Source organism: Nostoc sp., from assembly GCF_036917375.1.
GTDB lineage: Bacteria > Cyanobacteriota > Cyanobacteriia > Cyanobacteriales > Nostocaceae > Nostoc.
Window position 1 is genome coordinate 85,403 of sequence record NZ_JBALDN010000118.1, and the last position, 18,058, is coordinate 103,460.

The 18,058-nt window shown below is 42.5% G+C and carries 9 protein-coding genes and 1 pseudogene; 4 read left to right on the forward strand and 6 right to left on the reverse strand.

Annotation, left to right across the window (positions count from 1 at the left end):
- The first annotated feature begins 92 nt into the window (after window positions 1–92).
- Window positions 93–464, forward strand: coding sequence for a zinc ribbon domain-containing protein (locus tag V7K45_RS32550; RefSeq protein WP_322678886.1), 372 nt, complete (start codon window positions 93–95; stop codon window positions 462–464).
- Between the two features lie 397 nt (window positions 465–861).
- Here the strand turns inward: V7K45_RS32550 and V7K45_RS32555 are convergent, their stop codons facing one another.
- Both V7K45_RS32555 and V7K45_RS32560 read right to left on the reverse strand, forming a co-directional pair.
- Window positions 862–5,670: a non-ribosomal peptide synthetase gene (locus V7K45_RS32555; protein ID WP_335010083.1), complete on the reverse strand. Its 4,809-nt coding sequence runs from the start codon at window positions 5,668–5,670 to the stop codon at window positions 862–864.
- Window positions 5,671–6,033: 363 nt separating this feature from the next.
- Window positions 6,034–11,493, reverse strand: coding sequence for a trifunctional serine/threonine-protein kinase/ATP-binding protein/sensor histidine kinase (locus V7K45_RS32560; RefSeq protein WP_335010085.1), 5,460 nt, complete (start codon window positions 11,491–11,493; stop codon window positions 6,034–6,036).
- A gap of 277 nt (window positions 11,494–11,770) precedes the next feature.
- On the opposite strand from V7K45_RS32560, the pseudogene V7K45_RS32565 reads away from it, so the two are divergent.
- Both V7K45_RS32565 and V7K45_RS32570 read left to right on the forward strand, forming a co-directional pair.
- Window positions 11,771–12,038: pseudogene (locus tag V7K45_RS32565) on the forward strand (IS4-like element ISSysp3 family transposase); the annotation flags it as partial.
- A 111-nt stretch (window positions 12,039–12,149) separates the two neighbouring features.
- Window positions 12,150–12,350, forward strand: coding sequence for a hypothetical protein (locus V7K45_RS32570; protein WP_335010087.1), 201 nt, complete (start codon window positions 12,150–12,152; stop codon window positions 12,348–12,350).
- 169 nt (window positions 12,351–12,519) lie between these two features.
- On the opposite strand, the gene def is transcribed toward V7K45_RS32570, so the two are convergent.
- On the reverse strand, window positions 12,520–13,050 hold the full coding sequence (gene def / locus V7K45_RS32575) for a peptide deformylase (RefSeq protein WP_179068956.1): 531 nt from the start codon (window positions 13,048–13,050) through the stop codon (window positions 12,520–12,522).
- Between the two features lie 208 nt (window positions 13,051–13,258).
- Complete coding sequence (locus V7K45_RS32580; RefSeq protein ID WP_335010089.1) at window positions 13,259–14,500, reverse strand: HhoA/HhoB/HtrA family serine endopeptidase; 1,242 nt, start codon at window positions 14,498–14,500, stop codon at window positions 13,259–13,261.
- Between the two features lie 165 nt (window positions 14,501–14,665).
- Here V7K45_RS32580 and dnaA point away from each other — a divergent pair, with 165 nt between their 5' ends.
- Window positions 14,666–16,048, forward strand: a complete 1,383-nt coding sequence (gene dnaA, locus V7K45_RS32585; protein WP_335010091.1) for a chromosomal replication initiator protein DnaA — start codon at window positions 14,666–14,668, stop codon at window positions 16,046–16,048.
- Between the two features lie 341 nt (window positions 16,049–16,389).
- Here the strand turns inward: dnaA and V7K45_RS32590 are convergent, their stop codons facing one another.
- Window positions 16,390–16,560: a hypothetical protein gene (locus V7K45_RS32590; protein WP_335010093.1), complete on the reverse strand. Its 171-nt coding sequence runs from the start codon at window positions 16,558–16,560 to the stop codon at window positions 16,390–16,392.
- 752 nt (window positions 16,561–17,312) lie between these two features.
- On the reverse strand, window positions 17,313–17,753 hold the full coding sequence (locus tag V7K45_RS32595; RefSeq protein WP_335010095.1) for a hypothetical protein: 441 nt from the start codon (window positions 17,751–17,753) through the stop codon (window positions 17,313–17,315).
- Window positions 17,754–18,058 lie beyond the last annotated feature (305 nt).

An 18,058-nucleotide genomic window follows, 5' to 3' on the forward strand; every position in this document is an offset into this window, starting at 1 on the left:
CTAATTTCTCCCTTGTAAAATTTTTGCCACTGTTGCTCGTAAAATCTAAGAATGGCTAGAATCAAAGTGTTTACCTATTTGCGCTAAAGGTTTTGGCTACTGTATCTTGTCCCCACTGCCACCAACTTGTTGATAGTCAAGCTATTAGTTGTCCCTATTGCCGGACTACACTCAAAGCTTACGGTCATCCCGGTATTCCATTGCACCGCGCCGCTGGGGATGGGTATCTGTGCGACACTTGCACTTATCACGCTGATGATACTTGCAATTTTCCTAAACGTCCCTACGCCAAAGACTGTACCCTCTACCAAAATATTGAAGAGACAAAATTAGAGTTGGAACAGCAGCGTTACACTAACAGTTTTGCTGTAACGGTGAAAAGTTGGGTAAAACGCAATCAGGCTTTGCTGTTACTTTTGGGTTTATTATTGGTCTGTTTATTGTTCGTGATATTAAGGTCTTGATTTGGGTTCTCTGGGGAGTTTAAAATATAACGCTTCTGTGTTGAGTCTAATACAGAACTAAAGAGGGGAACATCTCACTTTGGCAAAAGTAAGATGCTCCCCTTTTACACGACGTGCCTTTAACAGTTGACCATCATCAGCACCAAATACAGTGTCACTATCGCTTTGGCCCACTAACCAGAAATCATCAGTCACCTGCCAAAGCATACTTTGATGCTTTTGGAAAAGAAAGTAGCGTTTTTCAGCAGCAATACCAAATAATAACTTGAGTGTACAAAAATTCCGGTCTGCCAGTCAAACATCCTCTTCTTCAACAGTAGGTAAATCATACTATGCGCTCCAGAATTACTAGAGAAAGTTGAAGGGAATGTTAAGCTGAAAATTATAGTGCGAACATTTATTCCTGTCTTAAAGGTGGTGAATTTAAGAAACCACTACTAACGAAATATGATAAGTATTTATCAAAGAGTTTAACATCCATTGGTGGACAAACAATTGCAGAATCTGACAATCCATTCAGGGTATTCTGATAGTCATAATCAACTGTATTTTGATACAACTCCATGATTGTCAAAGAATTTTGATAGACTTTTTCAGACATCATCGGTAAAAGCGGATGCAAAACATTTTCCTGAGAGTGCCTGAAATTTGCAATTAGCTCATCTTTCCACTGAGTATATGGTAACTTCTTGAGTTGATAACCATAAGAACAAATAAACTCAAAAAGCTCAATGAGTCCAATATTTTGGTCTGGTGGGGGTACTATATGGAAAGCTTTTCCTAGAGATTCTTGCTTTTGGGATAAATGGACAATTGCTCTGCTGGCGTAATCTACAGGAATCAATTCTTCTTTTTGATCTATGAGTTCCGGATAACTACCAAGTTGTATGCATCCTTTAATAACTCTAGGCACAAAAGAATCTTTTGTATGAGCAATACCTGTTTTGCTATGTCCCATGAGAAATCCTGTTCTGAAGACGCTAACAGGTATTCCCCTAGACTTGGCAACCCATACAAGATTTTCGGCTACCCATTTGGTTTGAGCATAGCCAAGATCCAGAGCAACATAGTCTTTAGAAGACTCGATGTTGTCATCTTCGTAAACTACTTTTTGTCCTGTAAAATGGCTGATTGCACCAAAAACAGCAATGGTAGAAATGTAATGCATTGGTTTAATTTTGCCCATACAAGCTAATCTGAGAACTTCTTGAGTTCCGAGAACATTGGATTCCTTGATTACAGAGTATGGTTTAGCAAAATTGACTTGGGCAGCACTGTGATAAATAACATCAATTTGCAGAGCCAGTTTTTCAAACTGTTCTCTAGTAAGACCCAAGTATGGCTGTTCTAAGTCTCCCGGAACCGCAATCACATGAGAGCTAAAATTTGGGTGATGAAGAGAATATTTTTCTAGGTTTTGTTGAATCTTTTTTAACCCTTCATGCTCGTTTGTAGAACGCACTAGGCAGTATATTTTTGCTTGAGTTTGATGTAGCAGTTCATCAACTAAAAAAGCCCCCAAAAAGCCTGTAGCTCCTGTGAGAAAAACATGACGCAATTCATCGACATGAGCAACAGACCTTCCTTGAGCATCAATGGTGGGATCGAGTACTACCTCAGATTTGAGATCGATCGCACTGGTTAAAGTAGAAACGCCATCTCGACGCACTGTCTCTATTACCTGAGCCAGCGCTTCTATAGTGGATTTTTCAAATAAGCTTTTTAGAGGTAAATCTACTTGAAAGGTTTCTTTCACATAAAAAATCAACTGAGATGCTAGTAGGGAATTACCACCAAGCTCAAAGAAATTATCGCGAATCCCAACTTCTGCGATCGCTAGAACTCGGCTCCAAATTTCAGCCATTTGCTCCTCAATCGGAGTACGAGGTGCGACAAATGCTGCTTCCAAATCGCTTCTACCCATTTCCGGCTCTGGTAGACTGCGAATATCTATATTGCCGTTGTATATCTGCTTAGTTTGCCGATCGCCAGGGAATGTTAACAGGGGTAAGTTGGAAATTGTCTGGTCTGGGTTAGAGACAATAGTCTGTAATAGAGTAGAAAAATTTTCCACCATTAGAGCGATCGTCTCAGCTTTAAATAGGTCAGTACTATATTCCAAGTTGCCCGATAGCCCTGCTGCTGTCTCGCGCAGTTCCAGGTATAGATCGAACTTGGATGTCCCATTATCAATTTCCAGACGGTTCATTGCCAATCCGGGAACAGTCAGCTTAGGCGTTGGGGTATTCTGAAGATTAAACATCACTGAAATCAGTGGATTTTGGTTCAAGCCCCGCTCGATTTGTAGAGCATCAACTAGCTTCTCAAACGGTAAGTCTTGGTGAGTATAACCCGATAAAGCTACTTCCCGGACTCGACCTAACAACTGCCGGAAACTTGGGGAGCCGGACAAGTTAGTTCGCAATACCAAAGTATTGAGCAAAAACCCAATTAGTCCTTCTAATTCAGAACGGTGGCGATCGCTAATCGGAGCACCTACTAAAATGTCTTCTTGCCCTGTGTAGCGAAATAGGAGTGTCTGGAATGCTGCCAACAAGGTCATAAACAAGGTAGTACCCTCTTGGCGCGAGAGAACATTAAGGGCATCGGTTAGAGATTTGGGGATAACGACCGATTGACGCGCCCCCTGATATGTTGGCTCCAATGGTCGAGGATAATCGGCGGGCAATTCTAATATAGGTAGACTGCCACTCAAATGTTGCTGCCAATAAGCAAGCTTATTATCTAAAATTTCACCTTGTAGCGACTGCCGTTGCCAAGCTGCAAAGTCTGCATACTGAATAGCTAAGTCAGGAAGGGGCGAAGGGTTGCCAGTGGAGAAAGCTTGATAGAGGACTGACAGTTCCTCGAACAAAAGATTTAAAGACCAATCATCACAAAGAATATGGTGCAGGTTGAGGAGGAATATATGTTCCTCTGAACTCAATTGCAGTAATGTTGTTCGCAGCAATGGCCCTTGAACTAAATTGAAAGGACGTTGGGCTTCTTCAAGGATGATCTGGCGGACTTGAGATTCGCGATCGTCTGGAGACAGCCCTTGGAGATTCACAACTAAGAGTTTGATGGGAAAAGTTGAGTGGATGACCTGTATGGGTTGTCCGTTCAAGCTCGAATATGTAGTTCGTAGGATTTCATGACGGTTGATAATTTCATTCAAACTCTGTTCTAATATTGTGGCGTTGAGTATACCTCTGAGGCGAATGGCTTCGGGAACATTGTAAAAAGCATGATTGGGTACTAACTGGTCAAGAAACCACAACCTTTCTTGCCCAAAGGAAAGCGGTAAATCGCCATCGCGCCCAATAGATTGTATTGGCACAACAGAATATCCTATGTCTTCCTGTTGTGCTTGTTTAATGCTGTCAGCTATTTCAGAGATGGTGGGCGCTTCAAAGAAATGCCGCATTGGTAACTCAACTTGAAAAATATCGCGGATACGACAGAGGATCTGAAAGGCTAGTAAGGAATGGCCTCCCAACGCTAAGAAATTGTCATGAACGCCAATGTTTTTTAGACCCAATACATTAGACCAAATTTCTGCTACTCGTTCCTCAATCGGGGTGCGAGGAGCAACAAACTTCTCATTTGTATTCAAAGTTTGAACGGGTGCTGGGAGCGCTTTACGATCGACTTTTCCGTTAGCTGTTAAGGGTAAAGCACTCAATTGCACAAAGCGAGAAGGGATCATGTAGTCAGGCAATTTCTGTTTGAGAAAACGGCGTAAATTACCAACATTCGTGTCTGGTGATTCGGGTTTGGGAACTACGTAAGCTATTAGGCGTTGGTCGCCAGGGGAAAACTCTTTAGCAATCACTACAACTTCTTGCACATCAGGATGTTGCCACAGTGCAGTTTCAATTTCTCCTAGCTCAATACGGAAGCCGCGAATCTTTACTTGTTGGTCAATGCGCCCAATATACTCAATGTTGCCGTCTGGTAAGTAGCGAGCTAAGTCGCCTGTTTTATATAATTTACTCCCTCCTGCCTCCTCAAAAGGGTTGGGGATGAATCGTTGCTCTGTCAGTTCTGGACGGTTGAGATAGCCTCTAGCTAGTCCCTCGCCGCCAATGTATAGTTCTCCAGAAACACCTGTAGGTACTATCTGCATTTGTTCGTCCAACAGAAGACAGTATGTGTTGGCGATCGCACGACCAATGGTCACGATGCTGTCACCTTTCTTCACCAAGGCAAATGTGGAATAGGTCGTATCCTCTGTAGGGCCGTATAGATTAAAGACTTTTTGGATATTGTCCAACGCATATATCTGCTGCACCAAACGATTTTGCAGAGGTTCACCTGCTAAGTTAACGATGCGAACAGAAGCAGGTATACCTTGAATTCTCAGTAACTCTGCGATCGCAGATGGCACTGTATTGATTAGAGTGACTTCTTGAGCGGCAAGTAAGGTAGGTAAATACAAGGCATTTTCTGCCAAAATCACCTTACCACCCCAACTGAGGGGAACAAATATTTCAAAAACTGAGAGATCGAAGCAAATAGATGTTGCAGCCAGCACTCCAGCTAGATCCTCTGTTGTAAAAACTTCTTTTGTCCAATGCAACAGAGCGACTGTGCTGTGATGTTCAATAGCTACCCCTTTCGGTTTACCAGTCGAACCGGAGGTGTAAATTACATAAGACAGGTTTTTATCTGTCACTAGACAGGTTAAATTCTCCTGACTTTGTTGTGTAATTGCCTCTCGATCGCTATCTAGACAAACTATATGGGCCTGATGCTCTGGAAGTTTTGAAAGCAAATTTTGTTGTGTCAGCAGTATCGATAACTGTGAGTCCTCTAACATTAAAGCTAGGCGCTCTGAGGGATAGGCTGGATCTAAGGGGACATAAGCTCCGCCTGCTTTGAGGATAGCTAATAGTCCAACAATCATTTCTAGCGATCGCTCCAGGAAAATGCCAACTAGAACCTCAGGTTGGACATTCAGGGTTTGTAGATAGTGTGCTAGTTGATTAGCTCGTTGGTTAAGTTCTTGATAAGAAACTTGTTTATCTTCAAAAATGACTGCAATTTGCTCAGGTGTTTTTTCTACTTGATATTCAAACAACTGATGGATGCATATATCATTTACGTAAACTGCTGGATTTTCTTGCCATTCTAGAAGCAGCTGGTCTACTTCTATCTTGGGTAAACTGAGGTCTTGTTGAGAACTTTCAGTAGAATTTTTCATTATAGATCAGTATTTTTTGATACTATAATTTTATTTGCAAATACTTAAATTGGCTAGTCACAATGAAAAGTTTTTACTTGGCATAAGTTTAAGAAAATGAAAGCAGAGTAGGAATTTCGTAAAAATTACAGCAGATTGCAACAGGCGTGAGGTACAGATGATCTGAAGGGCACAGCATTGCTGTGCCCCTACGTGTGTACTTCATTTACCTGAAAAACCCTGTAATTGTTCAAGAGACTTCTTGGGATTGTAGGGAAAAGAGTAAGGGGTAAAGGGTAAAGGTATGGAATTTTCTCTTACCCTTTAACCTTTAACCTTTCCCCTTTTCCCAACATCTTGGCATTTGTTACTTTTGCAAGATGTCTAATAGATAGGGAGAACAATCTCAAATTCAGTTCCCTCAGTGGGCTGAGAACGCACAGTTAAAGTACCGCGATGTTGTTGGATAATGGAATAGCAGACAAATAACCCTAAACCTTGACCACGACCAACGGGTTTTGTGGTGAAAAATGGTTCAAAAATCCGCTCTTGCAAACTCACAGGAATCGTACTATCTGTATTGGCGATCGCAATTCGTAACCATTCACGATCTATCACTCCAGTACAAATCCGAATTTCTGGATGTTCGCTACTTTGGGGATTATCTCGAATCGCATCAATGGCATTGTTAATAATATTCAAGAAGACTTGATTCAACTGGCTAGGATAGCAAGTAACTAAAGGTAGATCGCCATACTCCTTAATGACGCGCACTTCGGGTTGATTTTCAGAAGCTTGTAAGCGATGTTGCAAAATTAACAGCGTGCTTTCAATACCACTGTGTAAATCTACAGCTTTGATTTCCGCTTCATCTAAGCGAACAAAGTTGCGTAAACTCTGAACAATTTTGCTGATGCGATCGCTACCAATCTTCATAGATTCTAAGGTTTGATTGGCATCTGCAAACAGAAAATCAAGCTCAATCTCTTCCTTCATCGCTTGAATAGCTGGATTAGGTTGGGGATATTCCTGCTGATAAAGTATCAGCAAACGCATCATATCTTGAATGTAATTTTCCGTATGGATAAGATTACCCTTGATAAAATTAACTGGATTGTTAATTTCGTGAGCAATACCAGCTACCAATTGACCGAGAGATGACATTTTTTCGCTATGAATTAATTGTCCTTGAGTTTGCTGTAATTTTTTCAAGGTCTGCTCTAAATCTTGGGCTTTTTGGTTGAGAGCTTGGGTTTTGTGTTCTACCTCTGCTTCTAGGGTGCAAGAATAGTTTTCGGTTTGTTGATACAGACGGGCATTTTCTACAGAGATAGCGGCTTGACTAGTTAGGAGTTGGAGAATCTCGATGCGATCGCTGGTAAAAGCGCCTAAAGTTAAGTTGTTCTCTAGGTACAAAATACCGCTGAGTTTTCCTTGGCGACTAATGGGAGTACATAAAACAGATTTGGGCTGGTGAGTGATAATGTAGCGATCGTTGGCAAATTGCACTGCTGTACTCAAGTCTTCAAATACAGCCGTCTCTTGAGTTCTTGCTACTGCATAAATCAAACTTTGGGGAATTTCTGAGTATTGCTCTAGGGGAATTTCTAAAGTTTTCACCAGTTCTCGATCGGCTTGAGCTACAACTAACCATTGTTCCTCTTGGCAAAGAACTAAATGACCGATTTGGGCGCCAGCATTGGCGATCGCGATCTGCATCAAGGTTGCCAACAGTTTCTCTAATTCAATTTCTTGAGAGATGGCTTGTGCGGCTTTCATCACCGCTTGCAAATCTAAGTATAAATTTTGGTTGCTAGAGCTTTTAGTTACACTTCTCATCAAAGTTAAGGGGATGGTTGCCGTAGATGTGATGGCAAGATTAGGCGATTGGAGAATGGCTGCTAGTAGTTGCGGATATTGTTCTTCTAAATGGGCGACTTTCGCCTTTGCACCCCAATGAGCGTAGCAATAGTAGGCTTGTTGCATATAGTCTGCGGCCAGTTTCTCTTTGCCCCAAGCTAGGTAGAATTTGGCAGCCAGCTCATTGCTGAGTGCTTCTTCTTGGATATAGCCGTTTTCTTTTGCCCCCTGAATGGCTTTTTCATAGTAGGTTATTGCGTCTAAATGACCCAAAACTTTTGCCCGCTCTGCTTCAACTAAATCGTATTTGTGCTGATGATTGGCGGGAGCGTGAAACGCCCACTGACTCATCAATTTCTGGTTTTCTGCAACTTTTTCTAGTGCCCATTGTTGCTCTGCCTGATTGCCATTTGAACAAGCAGCCAGGAGAGCGAGGGAGTAATAGAAATTATGTTCGGCAAACTGCAAGAAACCAACCATGTTTCCCAGGTATTTTTCGGCTTCTTGAGCATGGATCGCTGCCTGCTGATAGCCCTCAAAGATGAACAGAAGAATGGTCTTTGCCAGATGGAGCAGGAACAAGAGAGTTCCGTTTTGAGTTTCGATTAAAATCGGCAGTATTTTCCGTTCGTCAAAACTCTCCCCAACTAGTATTAGAGGATCTTCTGCTGCTCCCATCAAATTCAACACAAGCTGACGACAAATCTGCCCGAAGTAAATTTGATACTCTTGTTTGAATTTCAACAACAGATCGATGTATTTTTCCTGTTGCTGATTCACCTGCTCCAGTGTTTCGCCGACGAAGAAAAGATAGTTACAGTAGGAGGAGGCGTTGTAGCAGGCATACTCTATATCACCCGCTTCTAATCCAACCTGAATAGCTTCACGTAAGGGAGCGATCGTTTTGCGAGCGGGTTCTTGCCAGTGCCGCACAAACACATCAAAAATGTTAATCACTTTTGCATACAATTTCTTGTCGTTGAAGCGCTCTAGTAATTTTAATCCTAACTGTCCCAACCGATAGCCTCTTTCAATTCCGGTTGGGCTACCACATAAAACCAGACCATAAAAGGTGTAGCCAAATGCCGAAAATGTCGAGTTGCCAAATTGAATCGATAGGTTCACTAGTGTGTAAGCAATCAGTGGTAACATATCTGGTTTAGCGTTCAGGCTGGGAGTAACCATTGCGATCGCAATTCGCATAGCTGCCAACTTGTGCGGATCGAGCATCTCTGGCAGGTTCATTAAATCCTCGATCGCTAACTCCTGTGGGGGTTCTTTAAACAGGGGTTCGCCCAAAAACTCCAGCACTTGTAGACAGATGTCGATCGCTGCCAGCATTTGATTTTGAGCAATGTAGAAATAGATCCTGATTTCATACATCTTCACCTTTTGCAGCAAATCCTGGGCGTGCTGAAGAACAATTTCTGAAAGCTGTTCTGCCTGCTCGAAATGGGCAGTCAGGTACTCAATTTCAGCCGCTTCTGTATAAAGAGCAAGGGTCAGGTCGTAATCATGTTCCCAACCGGTTTCTGGGAGCGCTACCAGTCCTGCTGTGAAGTATTTACTTGCCGTTTCATAGGCGGTTGCTGCTTTGGCTTTTTGTCCTGCTTGCAGGTTTAGTTGAGCCAGTTCATGGCGTTGAACTCGATCCAGCTCTTGCAGCCTGGAGATTTCGTCACCATTTTGTACATTCAATAATCCGGGAGAAGTTTTGTGAGCCGTCAATCTCAGACCGTGATTTAATTGATTGACAATTTCAAAAATTTTGCCTTCTCGCTCTGCTTCAGGCGTATTTGCCCACAGTTGTTGCCCAATTTTAAAGTGGGTAGACTGTTTTTGAGCTTCTGAAATCAGACCGTAGGCAGCTTGTTGAACGCGATCGTGCAAGAATTTATAAGGAACGGTAATCTCAGCACCGCGACCGATGTTGTCTGAGTTATTTGATTGGAAGAACTTGTAGGTTTCACTAATGGGGAGAATCAGCCCTTCTTGTAACGCCGTCCATAAATTGGCCGCCATATCAACAAGTGATATTTCAGAGACCATTGCCAAGGTTCTCAAATCAAATTGGTTGCCAATACAAGCCGCCAGTTTCAAAACCTCCTGTGTATCCACCGGAAGTTTCTGTAACTGCAATGCCATGAACTCTACCACTCCATCGGTCAATGCCAATTGCCGCACCGAAGCCAAGTCACATTGCCAGTAACCCAGTTCTGGCTGGAACTGAATCCAACCCTCCTCGTGCAGTGCTTTGAGAAACTGGGTTGTAAAAAAGGGATTCCCTTGGGTTTTCTGATATACCAATTGTGTTAGGGGTTGAGCCAGTTTATTGGGACAACTTAAGGTGTCTGCCACCAATTGATTCACCGTTATTTCCACCAAGGGTTCCAGGGTAATCGTATTGACGGTAACTTCGGCTTGCTGAATCTGCTCTAGCGTCAGCATCAAGGGATGAGCCGGAAACACTTCATTATCTCGATAGGCACCCAGAATGAGTAAATATCCAGAACTGGCTTCACTCATCAATAATTGCAGTAAGTTCAAAGAAGCCGAATCTGCCCATTGTAAGTCATCTAAAAACATCACTAGCGGATGCTCAGGGGTGGTGAAAACCTGGATAAATTTCTGAAAGAGCAAATTGAAACGATTTTGGGCAGCATTACCAGATAATTCTGGGACTGGCGGCTGTTGACCGATAATTCGCTCTAGTTCAGGAATTACATCAATAATCGCTTGTCCGTTTTCACCCACAGCCGCCAAAATTTTCGCTTTCCATGCCGCCAATTGGACATTACTTTCACTCAGCAATTGTCCCATTAAATCACGAAAGGCTTGCGTAAAGGCACTGAACGGAATATTACGCTGCAACTGATCGTATTTGCCTTTGATGAAGTAACCGCGTTGTCTGACAATCGGTTTATGGACTTCATTGATCGCCGCAGTTTTACCAATCCCGGAAAATCCTGCTACTAGCATCATTTCTGAACTGCCATTAGCGACGCGCTCAAAAGCTTTCAGCAAGGTTGCAACTTCTGTCTCTCGCCCATAGAGTTTTTCGGGGATAATGAAGCGATCGCACACATCCCGTTGTCTCAGGACAAAAGTTTCTATTCTACCCGTTGCTTTCCATTGATTGAGACAGCATTCTAAGTCATACTTCAAACCCAAGGCGCTCTGATACCGATCTTCGGCATTTTTCGCCATCAACTTCAATACTATCTCTGAGACGATCGCGGGAATTTCTGGATTAATCCTGTGTGGGGCGAGTGGGAGCTTGGCTAAATGACAGTGTACTAACTCCATCAGATCGTTGGATTGAAAAGGTAATTGTCCAGTCAAAAGTTCGTACAATGTCACCCCTAAAGCATAGAAATCACTGCGGTAATCAATGCCGCGATTCATTCGTCCGGTTTGCTCTGGGGAAAGATAGGCAAGGGTTCCTTCCAAAACATTAGGATTTTGGATTTCCTGGGTTTCGCGGGGGAGGAGGGAAGCGATGCTGAAGTCAATCAGCTTGACTTGTTGCGATTCTGGATGAATCAGAATGTTGGCGGGTTTGATATCTTTGTGGATAACTTGATGCTGGCAGACATCATGGAGAATATCAGCAATTTGTTGGGCTATTTCTAAAATTTCCCGTAAAGATAGGGAATAATTTTGGGTATAATCTCGTAGGGAAATACCGCCAAAGTCTTCCATCACTAAAGCATAGCTATTACCGTATGCTTCTAGGCTTAATGGATGGATTATGCCAGGAATGTTGAGATTTTTGGTAATTGTATACTCGTTACGAAACTGTAATAATTCGTTAAAAGTGGGGTAGTCTTGCCGTAATAGTTTAATTACCACTGGACGCTGACTTGACTCTTGCACAGCTCGATAAACTATTGTCTGAGAACCTGCATAGAGCTTCTCAACAATGGCATAACCAGGGATATACGGCAATAGATTCGAATCGGGGATTGCTGCCAGTGTTGTCATAGCGTCAAGTTAAATTCTTGAGAAGAAGTTTACAGTTTTAATATTTCCCAAGAATTGGGCAGAATAAACATTCCGTAACTTGTATACATAATTAATTGAGCCACAACTAGTAGTCTGCCAACCCAAAATTGTTAGGTGAGGGCTGGGGAAAGGGTAAAGGGGACTGGGTAAGGGATTTAAAACCTTACCCCTTACCCTTTACCCCGCCAAGTTACGAAAGCGAACTACTAGGCAGAATTCAATGCTGCTTGCACGAAGATTGTCGATGATATCATGTCCGCCTAGCGTTAACCTTTTTGCTGTGGAAGCACTGGAAGTTCAACCACCCACATGACAACAACCGATTCATTGGCGGTTACTGCCACTCGCGTTGTTGTTTGCTTGGAACAAGCGCTGCGAATGATTCAGTGGTATGGATGGCGATGGAAGATCGAACAACTTTTCGCGACTCTTAAAAAAGCGGGATTGAATTTAGAAGCGACTCAACTAGGTCTGCGATCGCTATTCAACGCCTGACAATCCTGGCTTTGTCCGTAGCCGTGCGAATCTTATACCATTTTGGATTTTAGATTTTAGATTTTGGATTGTGAAACATCCATTGGATAAGTGTTTCAGTTTCCCATCTGTCGCAATCATTTTTCAAATTGGTATTACAAATGGTTGAAGGACGCAATCGTACTCAACTTTCTGCCGATTTGACCTTTTGTCAACAGCAGCAATGCTTATCTCAAATTCAAACTTCTGTTGAAGGTGATACCAAAAAACTGCAAAATCCTTATCCAAAGGGTTGTTTACCCTGGGCTACTTGGATCGATCGTGCAAGGGCTTGGTGGTTGGTCTGGTTATACTTCTGGTAGACCTTCGAGAATGGCTACCCTTGCTCGTGATTTACGACAATTTGAATTTATCTTTCTTGGCTGGAAACTTGCTCTAGGCAAACTTGTGTATACACCGTAGCGCAAGCGAGGAGAGGGTTAGGGGGTTAGGTTTTTCGTGGGCTTTTTCACCACCACTCCCCACTCCCATTTATTTGTTAACTACTCGTTGTTGGTATTCCTGCTCAGTAATCATATCGAGAGTGTTCTCCAGGCGATCGACAAATACGATACCGTCGAGATGATCGTATTCGTGTTGAAAAATCCGAGCGATAAAATCGGTTAATTCTTGCTTTTGTAAGTTGCCTTGAGAGTCAGTGTATTCCACTTCAATAGATTTATAGCGAGGAACTAACCCTCGAATTCCTGGAACACTTAAACAACCTTCCCAATCTTTGACAACTTCAGTTGAATGAGCAATGATTTTGGGATTAATCATGGCAGTAGGTTCCATTTCTGGGGCGTTGGGATACCTGGCATTAGGACGGGAAGCCACAATAAATAAACGATAGGATTGTGCTACTTGAGGCGCAGCGATTCCCACGCCGTTAGCCTTGGCAACAGTGGCGATTAAATCTTCAATTAATTTTTGGATCTGCTCATCTTGAATATTTTCAACCCAAGCAGCTTTTTGGCGCAATGTTGGATTGCCTAATTGAATTATTGGCGCTAATTCAGTCATGATAAAACTCCTTTAAGTAATGGGGAATGGGGAATGGGGAATGGGGAATGGGGAATGGGGAATGGGAAATGGGAAATGGGGAATGGGGAATGGGGAATGGGGAATGGGAAATGGGGAATGGGGAATGGGAAATGGGGAATTTTTATGACTCCTGCCTTCTGCCTTCTGCCTTCTGCCTTCTGCCTTCTGCCTCCTGCCTCCTTCTAGATCATCCTTCACGTCTAACAGGTAAAGGAGCAGGTTGAACTCCTACTTGGACAATTTGCCCATTGCGTTCCACTTCTATGGGTAATTTAGTACCGATTTTGCTCTTTTCTACTAGCTTTTGTACTTCTTCAATTTTAGTAACAGGCTGGCTGTTAATGCTTTTAATCACATCACCGACTCGCAGTCCAGCTTCAGATGCAGGCGATCGCGGTACAATCTCAACCAGCAAAACGCCTTCATTTGCTGTAAGATTTAAGCGATCGCCTGCAACATTTTTGATTCTTTCTTTATTTTCTGGTGTCAATGTCACCATCTGCACACCCAAATAAGGATGATCCACTTTACCTTTAGCGATTAATTCTTGGGCAATCCTTTGCACGGTGTTAATGGGTATAGCAAATCCCAAACCTTGAGCGCCTCGGATAATCGCTGTATTCATTGCAATCACTTGGCCACGAGCATTGAGCAATGGGCCGCCAGAATTACCAGGGTTAATTGCAGCATCTGTTTGGATGTAATCAACCCGTTTGTCACTTGCACCGATATCGCTACTAGAACGCCCTGTAGCACTAATAATTCCAGATGTGACGGTATTATTCAAGCCTAATGGATTACCAATGGCAATTACAGCCTCTCCTGGTTGCAAAGCATCGGAGTTACCCACAGCTAGAGTTGGCAGATTATTCGCATTAATTTTAATCGTTGCCACATCTGTTACTGGGTCTTCACCCAAAACTTTCCCATCAAAAGTCCGGCCATCTTTGAGTATAACAGTCACTCTATCAGCACCATCTACCACATGGGCGTTGGTAACAATTTGACCGGAAGAATTAATAATAAATCCAGAGCCACTACCCCGTTCTACACGTTGTCTAGGCTGTGGCGCTCCCTCTCCAAAAAACCGCCGGAAAAATGGATCGTTGTTAAATTCGTCTGGTACGCGAGAAGTGATTGTTCGGGAAGAATCAATACGAACTACCGCAGGCCCCACCTGTTGCACTACTTTCACGACAAAATTAGGATCTCCAGACGAAGAGAAAATCTGCGAGGGGACTACCGGATTAGGTACTGTTGTGTTTTGGGCTTGAGTATCCCTTGGCTGATTATCAACAGTCTTAGCAGGTAAAAGAGAGCAGCTCCCCAGGAACACCACTGCTACCCCGTATGAGAGCATCCACAACCTCTGGGGTAAACCCCTGGTTTCAATCTTTTTGGGTGCTGAGTGATGGTTTGTTATCTTCATGTGTCGTTGCTTCTCCCTTGTCAGTCAGTGGGTGTTAGGATCTTGCCTACTGGGTATGTCCCAAAATGGTTACAACTTAAAAGCTTATTTTAGGTCTAGCGTGTCTCAATGCTAAATTAGTGCTTTCTCTTCTATTGTGACGATTAGCAGCAAAGGTGGTGGATAATGGAAATTCCCATAGAAAGTCTGTGGAGTCAGGTACTAGAGCGCCTAAAGCTTGAACTATCCCGACCTACCTTTGAAACTTGGATCAAAACTGCTAGTGCAGAGCGATTAGAAAATAATTGTTTGGTTATCCGCACTCCTAACCCATTTGCTCGGAATTGGTTACAGAAGTATTACATCAATACTATTGCTCATGTAGTCCAAGATATTCTCGGTCATCCGGTAGGAATTTACATTACGGTTGCTCAAGGTGATGAAGTTTCTCATTTTAGCGAACGAGAGATTGCTTGGGAATCACCAAATTCCAGCAGTATTTCTGAACCTGTTGCCGATCGCAATCATAAAACTACTGACTTAAACTCTAAATATGTCTTTTCGCGGTTTGTAGTTGGTGCTAACAATCGCATGGCTCATGCTGCTTCTTTGGCAGTTGCGGAATCTCCAGGTAAAGAGTTTAATCCTTTGTTTTTATGCGGTGGTGTCGGCTTGGGTAAAACTCATCTGATGCAAGCTATTGGTCATTATCGCTATGCAATTTTTCCTAATTGTAAAATATTTTATGTTTCTACTGAACAGTTTACTAATGATTTAATTACAGCCATCCGTAAGGATAGTATGCAAAGTTTTCGAGAGCATTACCGAGCGGCTGATGTTTTATTAGTGGATGATATTCAGTTTCTTGAAGGGAAGGAATATACTCAAGAGGAATTTTTTTATACTTTTAATACTTTACATGAAGCTGGTAAGCAAGTTGTCATTGCTTCTGACCGTCCCCCTAACCAAATTCCTAGCTTGCAAGAACGTCTTTGTTCTCGGTTTTCTATGGGGTTAATTGCAGATATCCAAAAGCCCGATTTAGAAACGAGAATGGCAATTTTGCAAAAAAAGGCTGAGGATGAGAATATTAGTCTTCCCCGCGATGTGATTGAGTATATTGCTTCTAACTACACTTCTAATATTCGAGAATTAGAAGGAGCTTTAATTCGGGCGGTGGCTTATATTTCTATTTGGGGTTTACCGATGACGGTGGAAAATATCACACCAGTTTTAGAACCGCCTAACGAAAAAATGGCAGCTACCCCAGAAGCAATTTTAAAGATTGTGGCGGATAATTTTGATGTTTCAATAGATGACCTCAAAGGTAACTCGCGACGAAGAGAGATTAGCTGGGCGCGTCAATTAGGAATGTATCTCATGCGCCAACACACAGCTTTGAGTTTGCCGAGAATTGGTGAGGAGTTTGGTGGTAAAGACCATACAACGGTAATCTATAGTTGCGATAAAATTACCCAACTTCAGGAGAGCGATCGCACTTTAGCACAAACCATCCGCCAACTGAGCGATCGCATCAATATGACTAGCCGTTCTCAAAAACCATCCTGAAGATTTATTTTAAGTTTTCCACAAGCAGCAGCCTCAATTATGAGCTTTGACAGTTGAAGAATTAGTCAAGAATATTAAGTAACGTCTAAAAATTGATTAAATTTAACTTAGATTGTGCAAAAAACTGCGGAAAACTAGATATTCTACAGTAAAAATTTAATTGAGTATAATTACCTTGTGGAAAAACTCAAGTACTTTTCCACAAGTTTTCCACAAGGTAAACTTGCCTAACCATATATGATTTCAACAACAATTGTGGCAAGTTTTCCGCAATTTACTGGCATCGTTTTCGCTGCTCATTTCCTTCCCGTCGAGTCCGTGAAACCCATTCCTGAGCATCTTCACCGAATAGCGGATAGTGCCATAACCTTCAAATCGCTCCAGTTGCGTTTTGGTTGTGCTTGAGTGATATGTTTCTTCATACGCTCTACCAAATGCCCCATTACCGTCAATTGCTCCTCTGGAGTTAATTGCTCAATCTCGCTTAAAATTTTTTCAAGTGACGGACTCATCAACTTAACTTTTCTCAACTGCTGAAAATTTTAGCGTCTTTTGGATATATCTCATTTCAATACCAACACCATTATCCAACTGCATGGGACTAGATGATTTTAAATTGGTTCTACTATTTATTAACCACAACTCGAAAAGCCATGTTGTAACTTAAATTATATGAGACAGCAAATTGATTCTTAGTTAAGCTGCAACCACAACCCGAAAACCCACGTTGTAGAAGATATCCGCACACGCGTGTACCGAGTTTTTTTAAATCAAATAGGAATCCCATAGCATATAACTAGACTAGTAAAAGGTTCGCCATAACCCCACAACTCGAAGCTGCGATCGCTGCTATCCAACTGCTCTCATCTACAGAGCGCTTACAAGTACTACAAATCCTCACCGAAATCGATTTCGCCTCAAATTCCCAAACCGATCTCAAAACCCTCAGTACCGAGTTTTGGCATGGCTCTAGGCTCAAGCAGCTACTAGCCACCCGAACCCCTACGACCGTTCATAATCTCAAGGATCTCGCCGCTAACTTTTGGCCCGAAGAAGACTTAATTGAGGATTTCCTCACCTTCCTGCGACAGCAGCGCCAAGAGGTAAGGCGATCTTTCGCCTCGTTCCCAGCCTCTAGGCTGGGAATGTATTCCGAGAGGTTCTACCTCTCGTCAAGCCTACTGGAGGCGGAGCCTCCCAGAATGGGTTCCCAGCCTAGAGGCTGGGAACCAGTTATTTAGTACCGTTCCCTATTGGATTTTAGCTAGCTAACGATCGCACCCAAAGCCCCATTCATAGATCCATTTACTGAAGAAGGCTGAACAGAATCGGCTGCTAACGGATTGGTGACTTTGGAATTGCCTAGTACGCCTCGCTTCTTCTTGGTATTACCCCGTCTAGCACCACCCGCCATCTCGTATTCCTGGCTGATTTTACCGTAACGGCTGGCAACTCCTAGTAACATTTTTTCTGACATGGCTATCACAGCCTGTTCTGCGTTTTTCACATCATCAGTCAGTTTGTCAATGGTAGATAAAGCAGTATTGTAAGCAGCAAGCTTAGACCGGAGATCGTTAATTGTCGTATTATAAGCTTGTATAGTCAGTCCTTCGCCAAAGTCAAGTTCAACGCTGATAGATTGTAAACTTTCAATTCGGCGATCGGCTCGTTCTAAAACGCTGGAATTTCTTTTACGGCGTGCCATAATGCATCTCTGCTACTAGGTTTATAGTACTGTTTTATACAAAAATGCATTTGATGTCATGGGGAAATACTACAAAAAAGTTGCGTAGGCGTAGCTCATAGCAGACATCCTATCTCCCAAAGCTTAGTTAATTTCACCTAAATTATTTGTAGATTTCAGGTAGTAAATCAATTCATAAGTTCATTACAACAAATGCTGCAATGATTTAATCCTTTCTTATACATGGAAGAACATGTGTTGCAAAGTATTAAGCCTTTGCAGCAATTGCTTATATAATTTTTGGAAATACTTAAGCCTTTCTTATA

What these genes read in the sequence shown, in the direction of transcription:
- V7K45_RS32555 (WP_335010083.1), bottom strand. Translation starts at nt 5,670, where the DNA reads ATGAAAAATTCTACTGAAAGTTCTCAACAAGACCTCAGTTTACCCAAG.
- V7K45_RS32560 (WP_335010085.1), bottom strand. Translation starts at nt 11,493, where the DNA reads ATGACAACACTGGCAGCAATCCCCGATTCGAATCTATTGCCGTATATC.
- V7K45_RS32570 (WP_335010087.1), top strand. Translation starts at nt 12,150, where the DNA reads ATGGTTGAAGGACGCAATCGTACTCAACTTTCTGCCGATTTGACCTTT.
- def (WP_179068956.1), bottom strand. Translation starts at nt 13,050, where the DNA reads ATGACTGAATTAGCGCCAATAATTCAATTAGGCAATCCAACATTGCGC.
- V7K45_RS32580 (WP_335010089.1), bottom strand. Translation starts at nt 14,500, where the DNA reads ATGAAGATAACAAACCATCACTCAGCACCCAAAAAGATTGAAACCAGG.
- dnaA (WP_335010091.1), top strand. Translation starts at nt 14,666, where the DNA reads ATGGAAATTCCCATAGAAAGTCTGTGGAGTCAGGTACTAGAGCGCCTA.
- V7K45_RS32590 (WP_335010093.1), bottom strand. Translation starts at nt 16,560, where the DNA reads ATGAGTCCGTCACTTGAAAAAATTTTAAGCGAGATTGAGCAATTAACT.
- V7K45_RS32595 (WP_335010095.1), bottom strand. Translation starts at nt 17,753, where the DNA reads ATGGCACGCCGTAAAAGAAATTCCAGCGTTTTAGAACGAGCCGATCGC.